Raw genomic sequence first — 20,271 nt, forward strand, 5'->3', positions numbered from 1 at the left:
TCCGCATGTCGGGCCGGGGGCTTCTGACGTGCCGGCTCACCCTTGAGTGACGCAGTTCGGGCACAGCCCCCGATAGGTCACCTCGGCCTCGGAGACGGTGAAGCCGAAGCGCTCGGAGGCCGGCAGCGCGGCCAGCGGGTCGCCGCCGGGGTGTACGTCGCGGATGGCGCCGCAGCCCGAGCACACCAGGTGCTGGTGGGGGTGGTGGGCGTTCGGGTCGTACCGCTTCGCTCGGCCGGTGGACACCTCGATCACCTCGCCGAGGGAGACCAGCTCACCGAGGGTGTTGTAGACCGTGGCGCGGGAGATCTCCGGCAGCCGGGCGGTGGCGCGCGCGAGCACCTCGTCCGCGGTGAGGTGGACGTGTTCGCCGTCGAGGACCTCGGCGACCACCCGGCGCTGAGCGGTCATCCTCCAGCCACGTCCACGGAGCCGTTCCAGGAGATCGCTCATGCTTACCAGCCTAACTGTGCGTCGTCTGACGACTGAATTCGTACGGACCCGTCTGTCGTATTGACTTGGACTTCGTCCATCGTAGGATCAGTTCCGGCCGACGGCCAAGGGACAGGGCAACAGCAGGGAACAGCACGTGACTTCAGGAGACGGGTCCGTTCGCCCCGGCATCCGGTGCGTTCGCCCCGACATCCAGTGCCCCGCTCGCGGAGAAACAGTCCGGCGAGCGGGTGGTGGTCCTCGGCCTGGAATCGATCCAGCTCCGCCTGGAACCGGTCCAGGACCCGGCTCTCCTGGAGAAGCCTGCCCATGTCAACCGCGGGCGTACCGTTCACGCCCGCGCCGGCCCTTGGGCGGTGACCACCGCGGCGTCGGCTTCTCGGCCGACCAGGCCCGTGCCGTCCCTGGGCGCCCCCGACCGATCTGCCGTTCGCAGTTCCCGAGCACCGTGATCCGCCCCGTCCGGAAGGATTCCCATGACTGACAACCATGACGCGATCGTCACCGACCCCGAGCCGGAAGAGACCGGCGGTTGCCCGGTCGCGCACGGTCGCGCGCCGCACCCGACCCAGGGCGGTGGAAACCGCCAGTGGTGGCCGGAGCGGCTCAACCTGAAGATCCTCGCCAAGAACCCCGCCGTGTCCAACCCTCTCGGCGAGGAGTTCGACTACGCCGAGGCGTTCAAGACCCTCGACCTGCCGGCCGTGAAACGGGACATCGCCGAGGTCCTCACCACCTCGCAGGACTGGTGGCCCGCCGACTTCGGCAACTACGGCCCGCTGATGATCCGCATGGCGTGGCACAGCGCGGGCACGTACCGCATCAGCGACGGCCGCGGCGGCGCCGGTGCCGGACAGCAGCGCTTCGCCCCGCTCAACAGCTGGCCGGACAACGTCAGCCTCGACAAGGCCCGCCGGCTCCTCTGGCCGGTGAAGCAGAAGTACGGCCAGAGCCTCTCCTGGGCCGACCTCCTGGTCCTCACCGGCAATGTCGCCCTGGAGACGATGGGTTTCGAGACCTTCGGCTTCGCCGGCGGCCGCGCCGACGTCTGGGAGCCCGACGAGGACGTCTACTGGGGTCCCGAGACCACCTGGCTCGACGACGAGCGCTACACCGGCGACCGTGAGCTGGAGAACCCGCTGGGCGCCGTCCAGATGGGTCTCATCTACGTCAACCCCGAGGGCCCCAACGGCAACCCGGACCCGGTCGCCGCGGCCCGCGACATCCGCGAGACGTTCCGCCGCATGGCGATGAACGACGAGGAGACCGTCGCGCTCATCGCGGGCGGCCACACCTTCGGCAAGACCCACGGCGCGGGACCGAGCGAGGCCGTCGGCGACGACCCCGAGGCCGCGCTCATGGAGCAGCAGGGCTTCGGCTGGAAGAACTCCCACGGCACCGGCGTGGGCAAGGACGCGATCACCAGCGGTCTCGAGGTCATCTGGACCACCACGCCCACGAAGTGGGGTCACGACTTCTTCAAGCACCTCTTCGAGTACGACTACGAGCTCACCCAGAGCCCGGCGGGTGCCAACCAGTGGGTGGCGACCAACGCGGAGGCGGTCATCCCCGACGCCTTCGACGCGTCGAAGAAGCACCGCCCGCAGATGCTCACCACCGACCTGTCGCTGCGCTTCGACCCGGTCTACGAGCAGATCTCGCGGCGCTTCTACGAGAACCCGGACCAGTTCGCGGACGCGTTCGCCCGCGCCTGGTACAAGCTGACGCACCGTGACATGGGCCCGATCGTGCGCTACCTCGGCCCGGAGGTGCCCTCCGAGGTGCTGCTGTGGCAGGACCCGCTGCCGGCGGCCGATGGCCAGCAGATCGACGCGGCGGACGTCGCCTCCCTCAAGGAGCAGATCCTCGGCTCGGACCTCACCACCGCGCAGCTGGTCTCCGCGGCCTGGGCCGCGGCGTCCTCCTTCCGCGGCAGCGACAAGCGCGGCGGCGCCAACGGCGGCCGCATCCGCCTGGAGCCGCAGCGCAGCTGGGAGGTCAACAACCCGGACGACCTCGCGCTGGTCCTGCGTACGCTCGAGGGCATCCAGTCGTCCTTCAACTCCGGCGCCAAGAAGGTCTCGCTGGCCGACCTGATCGTCCTCGGCGGCTCCGCCGCGGTCGAGAAGACGGCCAAGGACGGCGGCGTCCAGGTCGAGGTGCCGTTCACGCCGGGCCGTGTCGACGCCGCGCAGGAGCAGACGGACGTCGAGTCGTTCGCCGCGCTCGAGCCGACCAACGACGGCTTCCGCAACTTCGCCGGCAAGGGCAACCGCCTGCCGGCCGAGTTCCTGCTGATCGACAAGGCGAACCTGCTGACCCTGAGCGCGCCCGAGCTGACGGTCCTCGTCGGTGGTCTGCGTGTCCTGGGCGCCAACCACGCCGGGTCGAAGCACGGCGTGTTCACCGACAAGCCGGGCACCCTGTCGAACGACTTCTTCGTCAACCTGCTCGACATGGGCACGACCTGGAAGTCGACGTCCGCGGCGCAGGACGAGTTCGAGGGCCGTGACGCGAGCGGCGCGGTCAAGTGGACCGGCACCCGCGCCGACCTCGTCTTCGGCTCGAACTCCGAGCTGCGCGCGCTCGCCGAGGTCTACGCGAGCGATGACGCCAAGGAGAAGTTCGTGAAGGACTTCGTCGCGGCCTGGGACAAGGTCATGAACCTCGACCGGTTCGACCTCGTCTGAGTCCGACACCTCTGGACACGGCGTCCGGGCCGGCCCACGCGGGCCGGCCCGGACGCCGTTTCAGCTGTCGTCTCCGCTGTCCATGAGGCGCCGGGCGTCGACCGGAAGCCCCGTGACGAAGGAACGGTTCGCGGCGAGGCCCGTGGCGAGCGAGCGGGCTCCGTCGCCCGCGTCCGCCGCGCGGCCCAGGGAGTCCGCGTCGCCGGGCGCCCGCTCGCCGAAGAGATCGGCCAGCATGCGCACGTCCCCGCCTCCGTGCCCGCCCTCGCCCGTGGGCACCTTCACTTCCCGGGGCTCCTCCCAGGCGCGGCGCACCAGGAGCTGGGTGCGCCCTGCCTCGTCCCCGACCGCCGAGCCGTGCAGGACGGCGCTCGCCCCGTCGGTCCGCACATCGGGCCGGGTCCAGGTGGACTCCTCCACGAGGAGTTCGACGCGACCCTCGCTGCCGTTGAAGGCGATCCGGTAGCCCTCCCAGGGCGCGTACGCGGTGAGGTGGTACGTGAGGGTCGCGCCGGAGGAGTAGCGCACGAGGACCGCCATGTCGTCCTCGATGCTCACCCCGGGCCCGAACACGTTCTGGTCGCGGTGGTAGCCGTCCTCCGCCTCCGCGTCCAGATACAGGGCGCTGAGCACGGCGGAGTCGGCCAGGCGGATGGCGAAGGGGTCGCCGTCGGCGGCGGCGGAGCCATGGGCGCGGGTGTAGTCGCGGGCCAGGCCGCGCCGGTCGCCCGCCTCGTCGCCGTAGAAGAAGAGCCCGCCCTGCGCGTAGACGGTCTCCGGCTCCGCGCCCAGCCACCAGTTGACCAGGTCGAAGTGGTGGGTGGCCTTGTGCACCATCAGGCCGCCGGAGTTCGCCTTGTCGCGGTGCCAGCGGCGGAAGTAGTCGGCGCCGTGGCGCAGATCGAGCAGCCACTCGAAGTGCACCGAGCCGACCTCGCCGATCTCGCCGTCCGCGAGGAGCTCGCGCACGGCCGAATGCACCGGGTTGTAGCGGTAGTTGAAGGCGACGCGGACCTCACGGCCCGTGCGGCGCTGGGCGTCGAGGATGCGCCGGGCGCGCTCGGCGGTCGTGGTCATCGGCTTCTCGGTGACCACGTCGCAACCCGCTTCGAGCGCCCGCACGATGTAGTGGTCGTGCAGGTGGTCGACCGTGCACACCACGACCAGATCGACGCGCTCGCGGCGCAGCATCTCCTCGAAGTCGTCCGCCGAGTAGGCGGGTACGGGCGGTCGGCCGGGGCGGGCGGACGCGATCCAGTCGTTGTGGACGGCCATGCGGTGCGCGTTGACATCGCAGAAGCCGGCCAGCTCGATCCGGTCCGCGTAGGGACCGGCGAGGGCCTCGGTGAAGAGCTGGGCGCGGGCGCCGAGTCCCACCACGGCACAGCGGCGACGGCGCGGGGCGTCGAAGGGCATGCGGGAATCCGTTCGGGGAGGTGGAGGGTGCGGGGTGTCCGGATGCGGGCGTCACGGGGGAGTCGGTGATCGCGCGGCAACGGTTGCAGGTGCGACCGCGCCGGGCAAGAGGGCCGGAACGAACGGGACGCGGCTTTGACTTGGGCGATCTCCACCGGCGCGGATGAAGATCCTGGTCGGCGCGGGGGTGGTGGGCGGCGGTCGGGCAACGTTCGCTGTCCACATATTGAGTCGATTCAGTTTTCGGCTCCGAGGTCTTGTCCTGACATTCCTGCGGTGCCTAGGGTCGGCCCCAGTGCAAGCGCTTTCTAAGCTCGTTCGAGGAGACCGTATGTCCTCCACCCCCACCCGTCTACGTGCCGCGGTCGTCGGCACCGGCGGCATCGTGACCGGCAGTCATCTGCCCGCCCTGCGGGCCCACTCCGACCGGATCGAGCTGAGAGCCGCCGTCGACGTCGACCCGGCCAGGCTCGCCGCCTTCCGCGCGGAGGCCGGGGAGACGGGCATGGACGTCGAGGGCTACACGGACTTCGACGCGATGCTCGACGCGGTCCGCCCCGACCTGGTCCTGATCGGCACACCGCCGTCGCTGCACCGGGAGCAGACCGTGGCCGCCCTGAAGGCGGGCGCGTGGGTGCTGTGCGAGAAGCCGCTGTGCCTCTCGCTCGCCGAGTACGACGAGATCGCCGCCGCCGAGCAGGCGTCGGGAACGTACGCCTCCGTGGTCTTCCAGCACCGCTACGGCTCGGGCGCCGTCCACGCCCGCGAACTGATCGCGGGCGGCGCGCTCGGCGCACCCCGGGTCGCGCACTGCCAGACCACGTGGCACCGGGACAGCGACTACTACGCGGTGCCGTGGCGCGGCCGGTGGGAGAGCGAGGGCGGCGGGCCCACCATGGGGCACGGCATCCACCAGTTCGACCTGCTCCTGCACCTGCTCGGCGACTGGACCGAGATCCGCGCCATGGCGGCCCTCCTCGTCCACGACACCGAGAGCGAGGACGTCTCGACCGCCCTGGTGCGGTTCGGGAACGGCGCGCTCGCCACCGTCGTCAACAGCGTCCTGTCCCCGGACGAGGTCAGCCGCATCCGCGTCGACTGCGCCGACGCGACCGTCGAACTCACCCACCTGTACGGGCACTCCAACGACGACTGGGTCTACACGCCGGCCCCGCACGTCGACGCCGAACGGGCCGACGCCTGGCGCACCCCCGCGGCCGACGTGCCCAGCTCGCACGCCGCCCAGCTCGGTGCCCTCCTCGACGCGTACGAGCAGGGCGTACGGCCGCCGGGCAGCGGGACCGACGCCCGCCGCACCCTCGAATTCGCCGCCGCGCTCTACAAGTCGGCGTTCACCGGACAGCCGGTGCGCGCGGGCGAGATCGCCGCCGGTGACCCCTACTACCCGGCCATGCACGGCAGCCACCCCGACTGGAGCCCCAAGCGATGACGATTCAGGTCACCCACACCCACGGCGAGCGGATCACGGTCCGGTCGGGCGACGTCGAGCTGCTCAGCTACGTCTACGCGCCGGACCCGGACCCCTTCGAGGCCCGCAAGCCCTACATCCACCCGCTGCGCACCCTGGCCGGACACCAGGTCTCCGGGTACCGCCCCAACGACCACCGCTGGCACAAGGGCCTCCAGATGACCGCCAGCCATCTGTCGGGGCAGAACTTCTGGGGCGGCAACTGCTATGTCCACGGCGAGGGTTATCTGCGCCTGCCGGAGCGGGTCGGATCCATGCGCCACGACGGCTTCTCCGTCCTGGACGTCGAGGACGACCGCCTCAGCCTCGTCGAAGAGCTCACCTGGATCGAGAACGGCGGCCAGGAATGGGCCAGGGAAGAGCGCGGCATCACCGTCCACTCCGTCGACGAGCAGGCCGGATCCTGGGCCCTTGACTGGTCGATCCGGCTGACCAACGTCCGTGACGAACCCCTGCGCTTCGGCTCGCCGACCACGGCGGGACGCGACATGGCCGGATACACGGGCCTGCAGTGGCGTGGGCCGCGCGACTTCACCGGCGGTGACGCCTTCGGTCCCGACGACGAGAAGGACGCGGCGCAGCTGATGGGCGCCCAGGGTCCCTGGCTCGCCTTCACCGCCGAGCACGACGACGTCGACGCGCACTCCACGCTCGTCTTCGCGCACGCCCCCGAGAACCTCGACGAGTCGAGCGCGATCCATGACTCGCACTGGTTCGTGCGCTCCGAACCCATCCCGACCGTCGCCTTCTCCTGGGCGTTCTTCGACGAGTTCGCGCTGCCGCCCGGCGCCTCCTTCACCTACCGCTACCGCGTCGTGGTCGCCGACGGCGCCTGGGACCGTGACCGCGTCGCCACCCACCTGAAGGGCCTGTCATGGTGAGCCTTCCGCACCCGCTGCCCGGAGCCATCGGCCTCTCGCACCTGAGTGCCTACGACTGGGAGGCCGCCGACGGCGTGTGCGGCGGCAGCCCGCATCTGCACCTCGTGTGCACCGAGGCCTACGTCGTCACCGGTGGCCGCGGCGCCGTCCAGACGCTCAGCCCCGACGGCTACCGCGAGGTCCCCCTGGAAGCGGGCTCGGTCGCGTGGTTCACCCCCGGCACCGTGCACCGCATGGTCCAGGGCGGCGACCTGCGGATCACGGTCCTGATGCAGAACAGCGGCCTGCCCGAGGCGGGGGACGCCGTCTTCACCTTCCCGCCCGACGTGCTCGCCGACCCCGAGCGGTACGCCGCCGCGGCGAAGCTCCCCGCGAAGGAAGGTCCGGAGGCCGAAGCCGCCGCACGCAAGCGCCGCGACCTGGCCGTCGAGGGCTATCTGCCGCTGCGCGAGGCGCTCGAAGCCGGGGACAACGGCCCTTACCTGGAGTTCCAGCAGGCCGCGGCCCGGCTGGTGCGGGACAAGGTCCCCACCTGGCGCGAACTGTGGCGGGCCGGCGCCCTTGCCGCCGCCGAGCGCACCGGCGCGCAGCTCGACGCGCTGGAGGCCGGCAGCCCCGACCACCTCGCGGGATCGGGCTCGTACGACAGCCGTCCTTCCCGCATCGGCGGCTACGGCATGTGCGGGCGCCGCGACGAGTACGAACTGCCGGGCACCACGCTCCCGTACCACGGCGCATAGCCGCAGCCTTCACCAGACAAGCCCGTCAAGGAACCAGAGAGGAGAGGTGTCTTCGGCATGCCCGGAAACAGGACAAAGTGGTCCTGCGCGACGGTCGCGGTGCTCACGCTCAGCGTGCTGCTCACCGGCTGCGGCGGCTCGGACGAATCGAGCGGCGGCGGCAAGACCGTTCTGCGCTACACCTGGTGGGGCAACCCCGACCGGGCGGCCCGTACCCAGGAAGCTGTCGCGCTGTTCGAGAAGAAGCACCCCGGCGTCACGGTGCAGACCTCGTTCGCCGGCTACGAGGCGTACAAGCAGAAGCTCGCCACCCAGGCCGCGGGCGGCGACGCGCCCGACGTGATGCAGCTCGACTACCGGCAGATCGACCAGTACGCGTCCGGTGGCATCCTGCTCGACCTGGGAAAGCAGAAGAAGGCCCTGCGCACCGACGCGATCGACCCCGGCCTCCTCGCCACCGGCGTCGTGGACGGCACTCAGTACGCGATCCCGCAGGGGCGCGGCACCGAGGCCGTCGTGTACGACGCCGAGCAGTGGAAGGCGGCAGGGGTGACGCTCCCGCGCAAGGGCTGGACCTGGGACGAATGGGCCGACGCCATGCGGGAGCTGGCGAAGAAGGCGGGCAAGCCCGGCTCCGTCGACCCCGGGCAGAGCGAGGACTGCTTCGAGGTGTGGCTGCGCGGTCAGGGCAAGTCGCTGTACACGAAGGACCGCGACCTCGGCTTCACGGCCGACGACCTCACCCGCTGGTGGACCTTCACCGACAAGCTGCGGCGCGAGGGCGCGGTGTCGTCCGCCGAGCAGACCACGCAGCTCGACGGGTCGGTGGAGAACCAGCCGCTGGCCCGCGGCAAGGCGGTCGCCGACTTCAACTGGGACGCGCCCTCCAGCGGATTCACGGCGATCGTGGGCGAAGGCCTGACCCTCGCCCCGATGCCCTCGGGTTCGGACGGCACGCCCGGCCAGTACTTCAAGCCCTCGATGTTCATGGGTGCGGCGGCCACCACCGAACACCCCGAGGAATCCGCCGAGTTCATCGACTTCATGATCAATGACGAGAAGGCGGCGGCGATCCTCGGCGCCTCCCGCGGCATCCCCGTCAACGAGCCGATCCGCGACGACATCGGCCCCGAGCTCAAGGACTTCGACAAGGTCGTCGCCGACTACCAGGACTCCGTCGACGGCAGCCTCAAGACACCGCCCAAGGCCCCGCCCTCCGGCGACAACTCCCTGCAGACCACCTTCCAGCGCGACTACGACCAGGTGTCGTTCGAGCAGATGACTCCTCGCGAGGCCGCGGAGGACTTCATCGCCGAGGCGAAGGCGGAGCTGAGGTCATGACCACCACCGACATACCCGCGAAGCCCGCGCGCGCCAAGAGCCCGGCACCACCGCGGCAGCAGCGCGGCAGGATCCGCCGCGAGGGCGCGGCCTGGGTGTTCCTCTCGCCCTGGGTGCTCGGCGCCGTCGTCCTGACGCTGCTCCCGATGGCCGTCTCGCTGTATCTGTCCTTCACCGACTACGACCTGTTCAACGCCCCGCGCTGGGTGGGACTGCGCAACTACGTCCAGATGTTCACCGAGGACCCGCGCTACTGGCGCTCGGTCGGCGCGACCCTGATGTACGTCGTCATCGCCGTGCCCCTGCAACTGGCGCTCGCCCTCGCCGTCGCGCTCGCCCTGAAGTCCATGAAGCGCGGCAAGTCCTTCTACCGGTCCGCCTTCTACGCCCCTTCGCTGCTCGGCGCGTCCATGTCGATCGCCCTGGTGTGGCGGGCGGTCTTCAACGACGGCGGCACCGTCGACAACCTCCTGTCCGACATCGGCATCCACACCGGCGGCTGGGTCAACAAACCCGGCTGGGCGTTGCTGGCCGTGGCGCTCCTGACGGTCTGGCAGTTCGGCGCCCCCATGGTGATCTTCCTTGCGGGCCTCCAGCAGATCCCCGTCGAGCTCTACGAAGCGGCCTCGGTGGACGGGGCGAGCCGCAAGCGGCAGTTCATCTCCATCACGCTGCCGATGCTGTCGCCGGTGCTCTTCTTCAACCTGGTGCTCCAGACCATCCAGGCCTTCCAGGTCTTCACCCCCGCCTTCGCGGTCAGCGGCGGCAAGGGCGGCCCCGCCGACTCCACCCTCTTCTACACGCTCTACCTCTACGACCGCGGATTCGTCGCCTCCCACATGGGCTACGCGTCCGCCATGGCCTGGGTCCTGCTGCTCGCCATCGGAGCCGTGACCGCGGTGCTCTTCCGCACCTCGCGCTCCTGGGTCTTCTACGCGAACGAGGGGGAGCGATGACCACCACCGCAACCACCGTGGGCCGTCGGTCCTTTCCCTGGCGCCGGGTGGCGCTGCACGCCGGATGTCTGGCCGCGCTCCTGGTGATGCTGTATCCGCTGGCCTGGCTCGTCGCCACGTCGCTCAAGCCCGCCGACGAGGTGATCGCGAGCCTGAACCTGCTGCCGGGCAAGCTGGAGTGGTCGAACTACTCGACCGCCCTCGACGGCGTGGACGACGTGTCCGTCGGGCGGCTGCTCTCCAACTCCCTGCTGATCGCGGGCGGCGCGGTCATCGGCAACGTACTGAGCTGCTCGCTCGCGGCCTACGCCTTCGCCCGGCTGCGGTTCCGCTTCCGCGGGCCGCTGTTCGCCTTCATGATCGCGACGATCATGCTGCCGCACCACGCGGTCCTGATCCCGCAGTACATCATCTTCAACCAGCTCGGCATGGTGAACACCTACTGGCCGCTGATCCTGCCGAAGTTCCTCGCCACCGAGGCCTTCTTCGTCTTCCTCATCGTGCAGTTCATGCGCGGTCTGCCGCGTGAGCTGGAGGAAGCCGCCAGGATCGACGGCTGCGGCCCGTTCCGGAGCTTCTTCCTGGTCGTCCTGCCGCTCACCAGGCCCGCGCTGATCACCACCGCGATCTTCACCTTCATCTGGACCTGGAACGACTTCTTCACCCAGCTGATCTATCTCTTCTCGCCGGAGAAGTTCACCCTGACACTGGCGCTGCGGTCGTTCGTGGACGCCTCCAGTCAGTCGGCGTTCGGCCCGATGTTCGCCATGTCGGTGATCGCGCTCCTGCCGATCGTGCTGTTCTTCCTCGCCTTCCAGCGTTTCCTGGTCGAAGGCATGGCCAACTCCGGGGTCAAGGGATGAGCGCGCGGACCCGCGAGCCGGGCGAGATCTTCGGGCCGCGGATGACCTTGTTCGCGGATGTGCTGGCCCTGGGCGTGGTCACGGCGCTCGCCTGTCTGCCACTGATCACCGCTCCGGCGGCGCTCTCCACCGCCTGCGCGGTCGTGCGCGGCACGGGGGAGGGCCAACCCGCCACGGCCAGACGGTACTTGGCGCTGCTGCGGCAGAGGTTCCGTGTCGGTGACCTCGCCGCGGGGGCGGTCGTGCTCGCCGGGGTGCTGCTGTTCGCCGCCGATCTGGCACTGGCCGGGGTGGGGCTGCCGGGGGCCCGCGTCTTCGCCGTGACGGCCGCGGCGATCGGAGCGTGCGCCGTGATCGTGGGGCTGCGCGCCTGCGCCCGCCCCGAAGCGCTCGGCGACTGGCGCGCGGCGGTGCGCTGCGCCGCCGGTGACGCGGCGCGGGACGTGGGCGGCAGCCTCCTGGTCCTGCTCGCGCTGGCGGCGGCCGTGCTGTGCGCCTGGATGATGCTGCCGCTCGCGTTCCTGGTGCCCGGGCCGCTGGCCCTGGCGCTCACCGCCATCGACGTACGCAACCACGTACGCATGCCTCATGGGGAGACAGCGTGATCGCCCGCAGGACCTTCCTCGCCACCTCCGCCACGGCCACTGCCGTGGGGATCTCCGGCCGCACGGCCGCGGCGGCCGACAGCGGCCGACCCGAACAGCCCCCGCAGGACACGGACTTCGTCACCCTCCTCACCACCGCCGCCGACGAGCGCGCCGCCGCCGTCCTCGACACGTACGACGGCAACATCACCGAGCTGCGCGACATGGGCAAAGCCCGCGCCGCCGCCCGCAGCCTGCGCACCCTCACCTCCGTCCACGTGCACGCCGCGTCGGCGTACCACCACGACGGCGCGCTCCTGGGCCCGATGGGAGAGCTCGCGGACACCCTCGCCGACGAACAGTTCGACGACGGGCTGTGGGACCAGGGCGCCGTCCACTCGCCGCCCGACACCGCCTTCTCCATCGTCGACCTCAACATCGCCTACGCCCTGCTGGACAAGGACGGCGAACGGTCCACCGAGAAGGTGCGGGCCACGGTCGAGCGGATCCTGCGCAAGGCAGGACCCGGCCTCGCGCACGGCGGTGTGCACACCGCCAACCACCGCTGGCTGGTGTGCTCCGCGCTCTCCCGCATCCACCGGCGCTGGCCCGACGCCTCCTACCCCCGGCGCATCGACGCCTGGCTCGCGGAGGGCATCGACCAGCTGCCGGGCGGCGAGTACAGCGAGCGCAGTCCCACGTACTCGGCGGTGGTCACCAACCCGGCCCTGCTGACCATCGCCCGCTTCCACGACCGCCGCGACCTGTACGCACACGTACGGGACAACCTCACCGCCTCGCTCTACGTGACCGAGCCAGGCGGAGAGGTGGAGTCCGTCCACTCGCGCCGCCAGGACCAGGCGGCACTGCGCCAGTTGCCCGAGTTCTGGCTCCAGTACCGGGAGCTGGCGATCCGCGACGGCAACGGAACGTTCGCCGCGGTCGCCGAACTCCTGCGGGAGCGCGGCACCGGGCAGACCTTCGGCGAGACCCCGCTGGGCGACCGGCTCGCCGAGGTCCTCGACCGCCCCGAGCTGGCCCGTGAGCTGCCGGCGGTGAAGGAGCTTCCGGCCGACTTCGAGCACCACGACGACAGCTGCCGCCTGGTGCGCGTGCGCCGCGGCGAGCGCACGGCGAGCATCTTCGGCGGCACGGACCTGCCCGAGGTGCACGCCATCTCCTCGGGCCTCTCCACCAACCCCACGTTCTTCAAGATGCGCAAGGGCGCCGCGATCCTCGACTCGCTGCGTCTTGCCCCGCAGTTCTTCTCGCTCGGGCCCTTCCGGTCCGAGGGGCTTGAGCGGCGGGGCGACGCGTGGCGGCTGCACGCGGAGGTCCGCGCGGCGTTCCACCAGCCGCTGCCGCGCCGCCACCGGCGCAAGGACGGGCTCTACCCGCTCACCGACGACGGGCGCTTCTGGTCGGCGATGGACTTCCCGCACCGGCCGGGGGAGTACCGGACCCTGCGCACCGAGATCCTGGTGCGCGAGACGGACGGCGGCTGGGAGCTGTCCTTCGACGTGTCCGAGGCCGCTGTGCCGCTGGCCCTTGAGCTGTGCTTCCGGCGGGGCGGGGAGCTGTCGGGCGACGGCCTGGAGCCGGTCGCCGGAGCGGACGACACCTACCAGCTCGTCAGCGGCGATGCGACCTACGCGGTCGGCGACGACCGGATCACGTTCGGCCCCGGCAACGGAAAGGGCGGCAAGCAGCCGCCCGTGGTCGAGCCGGGGGAGCGCTACACCTGGATGAACGGCTCCCTCACCCCGGACGGCATCCGGGTCCTGATCACCGGGCGTTCACCGCTGACGTACCGGATGACGCTGCGCTGACCGCGCTCTCGTGGACCTCCGGGCGGCGGGCGAAGAAGACGAACTCCCTGCCCGGCCGGTCCGGGGCGTCGCGGACCTCGTCCACCACGTAGCCGTGCGCGGTCAGCGAGGCGGTCACTTCGTCGCGTTCGCGGAAGCGCAGGGTCGAGTCGGAGGTGAGGGTCTCGCCGGTCGCGGTCAGGACAACGGTGCTGCGGAAGGTCACCAGAGGCCAGGTGACGTCGGTGACGTCCAGCCAGGTCTCGACGTCACCGACGCCCTCGACGGCGACCGTGCGGTGGGTCGCGGCGCGATTCCACTCCTGCCACGCCCGCCTGGCCGGGTCGCGGGTCTCGAAGACGAGGTGGCCGCCGGGCCGCAGCGCGGCGTGGATTCCGCGCAGGGTGCCCTCCCATGTCTCCGGGTCCGCGATCGCCTGGGCCACGTTGGCGGTCATGGTCGCCAGGTCCACCCGCATCGCGGGGAGCGCGGTCGCGTCGCCGTGGATCCACCGCACGCGTTCGCTGCCGGGTTTGGACCGTGCGACGTCGAGCGATGCGGCGGCCGGTTCGACGCCGGTCACCCGCAGTCCACGGCCGGACAGGAGCAGCGCGAACGTACCCGTGCCGCATCCCACGTCGAGTACGTGATGCGCCGTCAGTTCCGCTGCCACGGCGGCGTACACGTCCAGGTCGCCACGGTCCGGGTCGAGCGGGTCGTAGAGCGCCGCCAGCCTCGGGTTCTCGTACGCCTCGTCTGCCACGCCTGCGAGGCTAACAACGGGAGCGGCGGTGGCGGCACTCCTTTTGTGCCGCCACCGCCACTCCCGCCGCGACCTATCGGCCGACGGTCAACTCCTGGATGCCCGCGGGCTTCTTCGCGTCCTTGGAGGTGAACGTCACGCGGATGTAGCGGGCCGTGCCCCCGTCGGGTGCGGCGGACTTCCAGTGCTTTCCGTCGAGCGAGGTCTGCACGGTGTGCTTCGTCGGCTTCACGTCCGTCCAGTGCGGGGTGATCTTCGAGATCCGGGAGACCTTGCCGAGGTCCGCCGTGAGTCCGGCGTGGGCGGCGTCGGGAACCCAGGCGGTGGCGGTGTTGCCGTCGAGCGCGGCCTTCGCGTACTGGCCGGGCTGCTCCGAAGTCGCCTTCGCCGTACGGCACCTGGCGAGGTTGTCGGTGGGCTCGAGGTCCGGGCGGCGGGTCTTGATGTGCGCGGGCGCGCCCTCGCTGACGACCTGCTTGCCCTGCGGCGTCTCGATCTCGAAGGGCTCTCCGTGAGTGAGGCGCACGGTGGTCTCGTGGGCCCCGATGGCGATGTCGTACGTACGGCCCTGCCAGTGCAGGCCGTCCAGCTTCACGCCCTGGGACAGCTGCGGCGACAGCATCGGGTCGAGCTGCACGCTGTTCTCACGCATCCGCTGCCCGGTCAGGCCGTTGGTGAAGACCTGGAGGAAGCCGCCCTGGCCGGTCGTGAAGTTCTGTGCCGGGGAGCCCGACAGCGGGTCCGAGGCCCCCGCCTTGTCGCCGCGCGCCTCGGAGAACAGGTCGAACGGGCCGCGTACGAAGGGCCGGATGGAGCGCTCCAGGTAGGTGTACGCGGAGCAGCCGGGCTCGCCGATGGCCGCGGCGTCGATGGCGTGCACCGAGTCGGTCATCGCGGGCCCGTCGGGGTCGGTGCGGGCCGCGTAGTAGTCGAGGGTGTTGGTGGCGGCCTGCTTCGACATCGGCCACTCCAGCGGGTACATCAGGAGCACGGTGTCCGCCTGCTTGATCACCGAGCCCTTGTAGCCGTCGTACTGCTGGAAGACCTGCTTCTTCTTGTCGTAGGGGATGCGCAGCTTGTCGGCGACGGTGTGCCAGCTCGCGGGAGCGTCCTTGCCGAGGATCTTCGCGGTGCGGGCGGCGGTGCGCAGGGTGGTGGCGGCGCCCGCGTTGGTGAAGACACCGTCGTCGACGCCGTTGCTGTACTCGTCGGGCCCTGCGACGTCCTTGATGGAGTAGCTGCCGTCGGCGTTGCGCGTCGCGCGGTCGGCCCAGAACTCGGCGATGCCCTTGATCACCGGCCAGCCGCGGGTGCGCAGCCAGTGGGTGTCCTTGGTCGCGAGGTAGTACTGCCAGGCCGCCAGGGCGACGTCGCTCTGCAGGTGGTTCTGGGTGCGGCAGTGCGGCGGATCCACACTGTGGCACTCGGACTTGATGTCGCCCTTGCTCGCGCTGGTCCAGGGGTAGAAGAGACCGGGGTGGCCGAGCTTCTCGGCATTGGCGCGGGCGCCGGCCCGGGTGCGGTAGCGGTAGTCCACGACGGACTTGGCGAGGTCGGGGTGGGCGGCGAGCAGCGCCGGGTACATCCAGGTCTCCGCGTCCCAGAAGACGAGGCCGGCGTAGTTGTCGCTGCTCAGGCCGGTGGGGGAGATGCTGTTGGCCGCGCCCGTGCGGGTGCTGGAAAGCAGCCCGTACTGGGCGGACCGCACCCACGACTGGAGCTCGCCCTGTCCCCGTACCTCGATGTCGCTGCGCCACAGCTTGCGCCAGGCGGCGGTGTGGCCGCTGAACAAGGCGTCCCAGCCACGCCCTGCCGCATTCTGCGAGGCCGCGACGGCGTCGCGCTCGGGGGCGCGGGAGGTCAGTGCGGTGTCGACGCCCACGTACTTGGTGAGCTCGTAGGTCCGGCCGGAGCGGACCGGGACGCCGACGGACTGATGGGCGCTCAACTTGCGTGCACTGGCTGAGTTTTGTTCATTTCCTGTACGCACGCCCTGCCCTGCGCGCAGCGTTGACGCGACCGCCCCTTCGGTCTTCGTGCCGTCCGTGCGGAACCCCACGGCCATGGTCCGGCCTCCGGAGCGGGCGCCGCCGCCGGTGGGCGTCATGCGCCGGGCGCCGCGGCCGTCGATGCGGTCGGTGACCTTCGCGCTGCCGTTCCAGTGCGGGGTCATGCGCAGACGTACGGCGCCGACGTGGGGGTTGTCGCGGTCCGCGAGGACGTCGTAGACGAGGTCGGTGGCCCGGCCGTCGGCGGCCGTCCAGGTGAGCTCGGTCCGCACCAGGCCGCGGCGCAGGTCCAGGCTCTGCCGGTAGTGCGAGATCCGGGCGGCCGGCGTCGCGGAGGTGAACGTCTCGGACGCGGGTCCGCCGGTGGACACCGTGAGCGGGGTCCACGTGGGGATGGCCCCGGCGACCTGGCGGTTCTCGGTGGTGTCCTTGTTGTGGCCGTAGAGCCCGGAGACGAAGGAACCGTCGTAGCGCGGGGTGAACAGCGGCCACCCGGTCTTGGCGTCGGATGCCGCGTAGCCGGTTCCGTTGGGCGGGACGCGCTGGCCGAGATAGCCGTTGCCGACGAAGGCGTGGTACGTGTCCTTCGCGTCGATGCGGGTCGACGTCAGCGTCCAGTCGTCATGGGGTGAAGGCGCGGGCGTCGTCGGCTCTTCGGTTCTCGGGGTCGCGATGTCGGCCGCCGCGGTGGGGGGAACGGCCGCGGCGAGCACACCCACGAGGAAGGGTGCGATGAACCGGGCCGTGCGGGGGAGGGACCTCATTGTGCTCCGTTGCGGGGTCGCCGGGGAAGGTCAGGCGACCATAAAGATGTGAACGGTCCGCGTCAACGAATCGCGCAATGTGTTGAAGAATCAAACGAACCCGCGAGTAGGTCTGCCCGCCTAGTCCTTGGCGCCACGCGCCCACAATGAGCGCACATGCCCGAGATGGCGGGTCATGCACTGCTCCGCGCCCTCGGTGTCGCCCGCCACCATCAGGTCCAGGAGCTCTATGTGCTCCTGGGCCGACGGGATCAGGCGGCCGCGCTCGTCCAGCGCCGTCAGTCCGTACAGGCGGGAGCGCTTGCGCAGGTCGCCGACGGTCTCGACGAGCCGGTCGTTGCCGCCGAGCGCGAGCAGGGAGAGGTGGAACCGCCGGTCGGCCTCGAGATAGCCGATGAGGTCGTGTTCGCGGGCCGCGCGCACGATCTCATCGGCCACGGGGCGCAGCCGCTCAAGGTCCGCACGCGAGGCGGAGCGGGTGATGCGGCCGACCATGGGGACCTCGATGAGCGTGCGGATCTCGGTGTACTGGTCGAGATCGCGTTCATTGACCTCGGTGACCCGGAAGCCCTTGTTGCGGACCGGCTCCACCAGGCCCTCGCGGGCCAGGTCGAGCATCGCCTCGCGCACGGGCGTCGCGGAGATCCCGAAGTCCTCGGCGAGAACGGGCGCCGAGTAGACCTCGCCGGGCCTGAGTTCGCCGGATATCAGCGCGGCCCGCAGATGGTGGGCGACCTGATCGCGCAGCCGCTCCCGGGGAGTGACGAGGGTGAGCTGTGGGAGGTGGCCCATGGTGGTGATCCCTTCGTGGCCCCGCAGGTCGTGGCCCGCGCGCCCGCCCCGAGTGGTTCACCAGCGTACAAGGTCACCTTGTTCTCTCCCCGGCGTCCGGTGCGCCGGCGGAGCGCACGAGCAGGGTGAACGACCGGATGCCGCAGGGGACTTGGGGGCCATCCCGGTGTCTGAGGGGTTGTCAGTACCATTTCACATTACTACGTTACGCATCACATGGCGCAGGACCTCTCTGCTCAAGTGCCGCTGAACGCATGGCAGTTGATGTCGGAAGGTCCGGAAGTGCCTCCGCGCCACAACGCACGCACTGCTTGCCCCACCTCCCACACACCAGGAGCCTGTCGTGCACCAACCCCGAACCCTGCGCAGATCCGTGATCGCCGCGGCGATATCCGTGACGCTGTGCGCCACCGCCGCGCCGATCGCCGGCGCGGACGCCGCCACTCCCGACCGGCGCCCGGCCGCCGCGTCACCCGCCGCGCCGGGGCCCGAGACGCCGAGCCCGTTCGACCGGGTCGACCGCCGAGGCAACGCGCCGAGGTCCGCCACCTGGAAGCTCCCGGCCCCGGGCGCGCTCACCGACGGCCGTGTGCCCGGCCCCCGCACGAAGAAGGCGAAGGCCACGGCCGACGTGCCCCGCGCCACCGTCGGCAAGATGTCGGTGCCGTGCACCCTCGACGGCGTCACCGGCCTGTCACCCGCGCAGTTCGTCGACTTTCTCGCCGACCCGGCCGTGACCGCCGACGGCTGTCTGCGCGGACTCGTCTGGACCTGGGACCAGCGCCTCGCCCCGGTCATGTCGCGCGCACACATACAGGCCGTCTCCCAGCGCGTCACCCAGCTCGCCGCCTCCCACGACGGCACCAACGGCAGCCACCTGCTGGAGATGTTCACGTACCTGCACGCCGTCTCCTACCAGGCCTTCTCGCACGACGAGGTCGACATCGGCGACCCGGCGACCCTGGCCGCCATGCGCGGGGCCGTGGACGCCTTCGGGACGGCCGCCCACGCCTTCGATGTCACGCGCTCCAACGCCGAGACACTCCGTGAGGCGCTCACGGCGGCCAGCGCGACAGGGCTGCGCCAGCATCAACTCCCGCTCGTCAAACGGGTCCTGGCGACGATGGACGCCGCCCACCCCGACACCGCCCAGGACGCTTCCTGGGGCGGCGCCGCCCTCTCCGCGCTCAGCCTGAACTACCTGGGCGTCTACCCCGGCAACCAGGACACCGCCTTCCGCGCCGCGGTGACCGCCGACGCCTCCTACCGCGCCGCCTTCAAGGCGTTCGCCGGGTACGTCCACCTCAAGGGCAAGACCAACGCCTGGGTGGTGCGCGACGCGGTGAGCGAGTACGGCCGGTTCGGCCAGATCGACGCCCTGCGCGCCGAGACCGTCGCCGGGCTCGGCCCGCTCCTCGACACCACCGCCCGCAACTTCGGTGACGGCAGCGCTCCGTGGGCGAAGGTCGTCACCTGGCTCATCGAGTTCGACGCCTGCAAGCCGTACAAGGTGTGCAGGGACGACATCGAGCGCCGCCTCTTCCCGCAGACCTACGCGTACGACGAGGGAGGAATGAAGGTCCGCACCGCCCTCGACCGCGACACCGTCGACCAGCTCTACTACGCGAGCAAGCAGGTCAAGGCCCAGTTCCACCGCGTTGTAGGCACCCAGGAGCCGCTCGGCGGCGACCCCAACACCGCCCTGAACACCGTCCTGTACGCCTCGCGCGCCGACTACGAGAACTTCCACCCGCTCCTGACCGGCATGGGCACCGACAACGGCGGGGTCTACATCGAGAGGGGCGCGACCTTCTACACCTATCAGCGGCGCGTGCCCCAGGACTCCTCGCTGACGCTCGAGGAGCTGTTCCGTCACGAGTACACGCACTACCTCAACGGCCGCTGGGCGGTGCCCGGCTTCTTCGGTGAGGGGCCGTGGTACGAGGGCGACCGGACGACCGCGATGGACGAGGGCACCGCGGAGTTCTTCGACGGCGCCACGCGCGACGACGGCATCAAGGTCCGCAAGTCGCTGATCCAGGGCATCATCGACGACACCGCGAACGGCGGCCCGCGCATGAGCGTGGACCAGCTGCTGCACGCCACCTACGACGGGGACGGCTTCCGCTTCTACGACTACGCGGGCGCCTTCTTCGAGTTCCTGTGGACCGAACGCCCCGCGCTGATCAAGGAGATGTACCGCCACCTTCGCTCCGACGACCCGGGCGCCTTCGACGCCTGGCGCGACCGCCTCGGCCGTGACACCGGGCTGCAGAGCGCCTACGACGCCTTCCTCGACAAGCAGATCGCGCACGTCGACGACCTGTTCGTGCCCGACACCAAATACGTCCCCGTCGGGCAGCTGCGCGACAGCACGGCCGACCAGGTCCGCACCTCGTTCACCGCGACGACCGGCATCACGCCCGACTGCCGCTCCACCAGTGCCCCCGCGCGCCCGCGGTTCGTGTGCACCGGACGGATCACCGCGAACCTCGGCGACGCGGCCGACCCGGACCTCGTCTTCAAGGACATGTCCGAGACCGTCGACGCCTTCATCCTCGACCGGGCGGCGGGCGGCGACAACAACCTCACCGACATGAACTGCGCCTTCGGCGAGGTGGACATCTGGACCAACGGGCGCGCCGGAACATCGGACTACTCCTGCGAGGGGCCCCTGCGCGGCTGACGCGGACCACGTTCCCGCGACACCGGTGATTTCACC

15 protein-coding genes are annotated in these 20,271 nt (G+C 70.7%); 10 read left to right on the forward strand and 5 right to left on the reverse strand.

Features of this window, described 5'->3' with window-relative positions:
* Window positions 1–36: 36 nt before the first annotated feature.
* Window positions 37–453 carry a Fur family transcriptional regulator gene (locus tag ABZ833_RS07930; protein ID WP_361042592.1) on the reverse strand — a complete coding sequence of 139 codons (417 nt, stop codon included), beginning with the start codon at window positions 451–453 and terminating at the stop codon, window positions 37–39.
* A 476-nt stretch (window positions 454–929) separates the two neighbouring features.
* Between ABZ833_RS07930 and katG the strand changes: the two genes are divergently transcribed.
* Window positions 930–3,143, forward strand: coding sequence for a catalase/peroxidase HPI (katG, locus tag ABZ833_RS07935; RefSeq protein WP_361042594.1), 2,214 nt, complete (start codon window positions 930–932; stop codon window positions 3,141–3,143).
* Between the two features lie 60 nt (window positions 3,144–3,203).
* On the opposite strand, the gene ABZ833_RS07940 is transcribed toward katG, so the two are convergent.
* Complete coding sequence (locus ABZ833_RS07940; RefSeq protein WP_361042597.1) at window positions 3,204–4,559, reverse strand: Gfo/Idh/MocA family oxidoreductase; 1,356 nt, start codon at window positions 4,557–4,559, stop codon at window positions 3,204–3,206.
* 331 nt (window positions 4,560–4,890) lie between these two features.
* Here ABZ833_RS07940 and ABZ833_RS07945 point away from each other — a divergent pair, with 331 nt between their 5' ends.
* Genes ABZ833_RS07945 through ABZ833_RS07980 form a run of 8 tightly spaced genes read left to right on the forward strand, consistent with a single transcriptional unit; the run spans window position 4,891 to window position 13,242 of the window.
* On the forward strand, window positions 4,891–6,009 hold the full coding sequence (locus ABZ833_RS07945; protein ID WP_361042599.1) for a Gfo/Idh/MocA family oxidoreductase: 1,119 nt from the start codon (window positions 4,891–4,893) through the stop codon (window positions 6,007–6,009).
* Entirely contained in the window at window positions 6,006–6,929 is a 924-nt protein-coding gene (locus ABZ833_RS07950) for a PmoA family protein (RefSeq protein ID WP_361042601.1), read from the forward strand. Before ABZ833_RS07945 ends, ABZ833_RS07950 begins: the two co-directional genes overlap by 4 nt.
* A complete protein-coding gene (locus ABZ833_RS07955; RefSeq protein WP_361042603.1) occupies window positions 6,923–7,669 on the forward strand; it encodes a cupin in 747 nt (248 codons plus the stop codon). Before ABZ833_RS07950 ends, ABZ833_RS07955 begins: the two co-directional genes overlap by 7 nt.
* 57 nt (window positions 7,670–7,726) lie before the next feature.
* The gene (locus ABZ833_RS07960) at window positions 7,727–9,010 is read left to right on the forward strand and encodes an ABC transporter substrate-binding protein (protein WP_361042605.1); all 1,284 of its coding nucleotides are present in this window, start codon (window positions 7,727–7,729) and stop codon (window positions 9,008–9,010) included.
* Window positions 9,007–9,966 carry a sugar ABC transporter permease gene (locus tag ABZ833_RS07965; protein WP_249592211.1) on the forward strand — a complete coding sequence of 320 codons (960 nt, stop codon included), beginning with the start codon at window positions 9,007–9,009 and terminating at the stop codon, window positions 9,964–9,966. Before ABZ833_RS07960 ends, ABZ833_RS07965 begins: the two co-directional genes overlap by 4 nt.
* Window positions 9,963–10,829: a carbohydrate ABC transporter permease gene (locus ABZ833_RS07970; RefSeq protein ID WP_361042608.1), complete on the forward strand. Its 867-nt coding sequence runs from the start codon at window positions 9,963–9,965 to the stop codon at window positions 10,827–10,829. Before ABZ833_RS07965 ends, ABZ833_RS07970 begins: the two co-directional genes overlap by 4 nt.
* Window positions 10,826–11,434: a hypothetical protein gene (locus ABZ833_RS07975; RefSeq protein ID WP_361042610.1), complete on the forward strand. Its 609-nt coding sequence runs from the start codon at window positions 10,826–10,828 to the stop codon at window positions 11,432–11,434. Before ABZ833_RS07970 ends, ABZ833_RS07975 begins: the two co-directional genes overlap by 4 nt.
* Window positions 11,431–13,242, forward strand: coding sequence for a hypothetical protein (locus ABZ833_RS07980; protein ID WP_361042613.1), 1,812 nt, complete (start codon window positions 11,431–11,433; stop codon window positions 13,240–13,242). Before ABZ833_RS07975 ends, ABZ833_RS07980 begins: the two co-directional genes overlap by 4 nt.
* Here ABZ833_RS07980 and ABZ833_RS07985 read toward each other — a convergent pair.
* The 3 genes from ABZ833_RS07985 to ABZ833_RS07995 all read right to left on the reverse strand — a co-directional run bounded on the left by ABZ833_RS07985 (window position 13,199) and on the right by ABZ833_RS07995 (window position 17,549).
* Window positions 13,199–13,984: a class I SAM-dependent methyltransferase gene (locus ABZ833_RS07985; protein ID WP_361042616.1), complete on the reverse strand. Its 786-nt coding sequence runs from the start codon at window positions 13,982–13,984 to the stop codon at window positions 13,199–13,201. The two genes, ABZ833_RS07980 and ABZ833_RS07985, sit on opposite strands and share 44 nt — an antisense overlap.
* A gap of 73 nt (window positions 13,985–14,057) precedes the next feature.
* A complete protein-coding gene (locus ABZ833_RS07990) occupies window positions 14,058–16,757 on the reverse strand; it encodes a discoidin domain-containing protein (protein ID WP_361042619.1) in 2,700 nt (899 codons plus the stop codon).
* A gap of 120 nt (window positions 16,758–16,877) precedes the next feature.
* On the reverse strand, window positions 16,878–17,549 hold the full coding sequence (locus ABZ833_RS07995; protein ID WP_361042621.1) for a GntR family transcriptional regulator: 672 nt from the start codon (window positions 17,547–17,549) through the stop codon (window positions 16,878–16,880).
* A 343-nt stretch (window positions 17,550–17,892) separates the two neighbouring features.
* Between ABZ833_RS07995 and ABZ833_RS08000 the strand changes: the two genes are divergently transcribed.
* Window positions 17,893–20,235 (forward strand): collagenase, encoded by a 2,343-nt coding sequence (locus ABZ833_RS08000; RefSeq protein WP_361042623.1) that lies wholly within the window; start codon window positions 17,893–17,895, stop codon window positions 20,233–20,235.
* The last annotated feature ends 36 nt before the right edge of the window (window positions 20,236–20,271 follow it).

It is taken from the genome of Streptomyces sp. NPDC047525 (assembly GCF_040643025.1).
In the GTDB taxonomy this organism is placed as follows: domain Bacteria; phylum Actinomycetota; class Actinomycetes; order Streptomycetales; family Streptomycetaceae; genus Streptomyces; species Streptomyces durmitorensis.

What these genes read in the sequence shown, in the direction of transcription:
- ABZ833_RS07960 (WP_361042605.1), top strand. Translation starts at nt 7,727, where the DNA reads ATGCCCGGAAACAGGACAAAGTGGTCCTGCGCGACGGTCGCGGTGCTC.
- ABZ833_RS07990 (WP_361042619.1), bottom strand. Translation starts at nt 16,757, where the DNA reads ATGAGGTCCCTCCCCCGCACGGCCCGGTTCATCGCACCCTTCCTCGTG.
- ABZ833_RS07940 (WP_361042597.1), bottom strand. Translation starts at nt 4,559, where the DNA reads ATGCCCTTCGACGCCCCGCGCCGTCGCCGCTGTGCCGTGGTGGGACTC.
- ABZ833_RS07945 (WP_361042599.1), top strand. Translation starts at nt 4,891, where the DNA reads ATGTCCTCCACCCCCACCCGTCTACGTGCCGCGGTCGTCGGCACCGGC.
- ABZ833_RS07950 (WP_361042601.1), top strand. Translation starts at nt 6,006, where the DNA reads ATGACGATTCAGGTCACCCACACCCACGGCGAGCGGATCACGGTCCGG.
- katG (WP_361042594.1), top strand. Translation starts at nt 930, where the DNA reads ATGACTGACAACCATGACGCGATCGTCACCGACCCCGAGCCGGAAGAG.
- ABZ833_RS07975 (WP_361042610.1), top strand. Translation starts at nt 10,826, where the DNA reads ATGAGCGCGCGGACCCGCGAGCCGGGCGAGATCTTCGGGCCGCGGATG.
- ABZ833_RS07955 (WP_361042603.1), top strand. Translation starts at nt 6,923, where the DNA reads ATGGTGAGCCTTCCGCACCCGCTGCCCGGAGCCATCGGCCTCTCGCAC.
- ABZ833_RS07930 (WP_361042592.1), bottom strand. Translation starts at nt 453, where the DNA reads ATGAGCGATCTCCTGGAACGGCTCCGTGGACGTGGCTGGAGGATGACC.
- ABZ833_RS07970 (WP_361042608.1), top strand. Translation starts at nt 9,963, where the DNA reads ATGACCACCACCGCAACCACCGTGGGCCGTCGGTCCTTTCCCTGGCGC.
- ABZ833_RS07995 (WP_361042621.1), bottom strand. Translation starts at nt 17,549, where the DNA reads ATGGGCCACCTCCCACAGCTCACCCTCGTCACTCCCCGGGAGCGGCTG.
- ABZ833_RS07965 (WP_249592211.1), top strand. Translation starts at nt 9,007, where the DNA reads ATGACCACCACCGACATACCCGCGAAGCCCGCGCGCGCCAAGAGCCCG.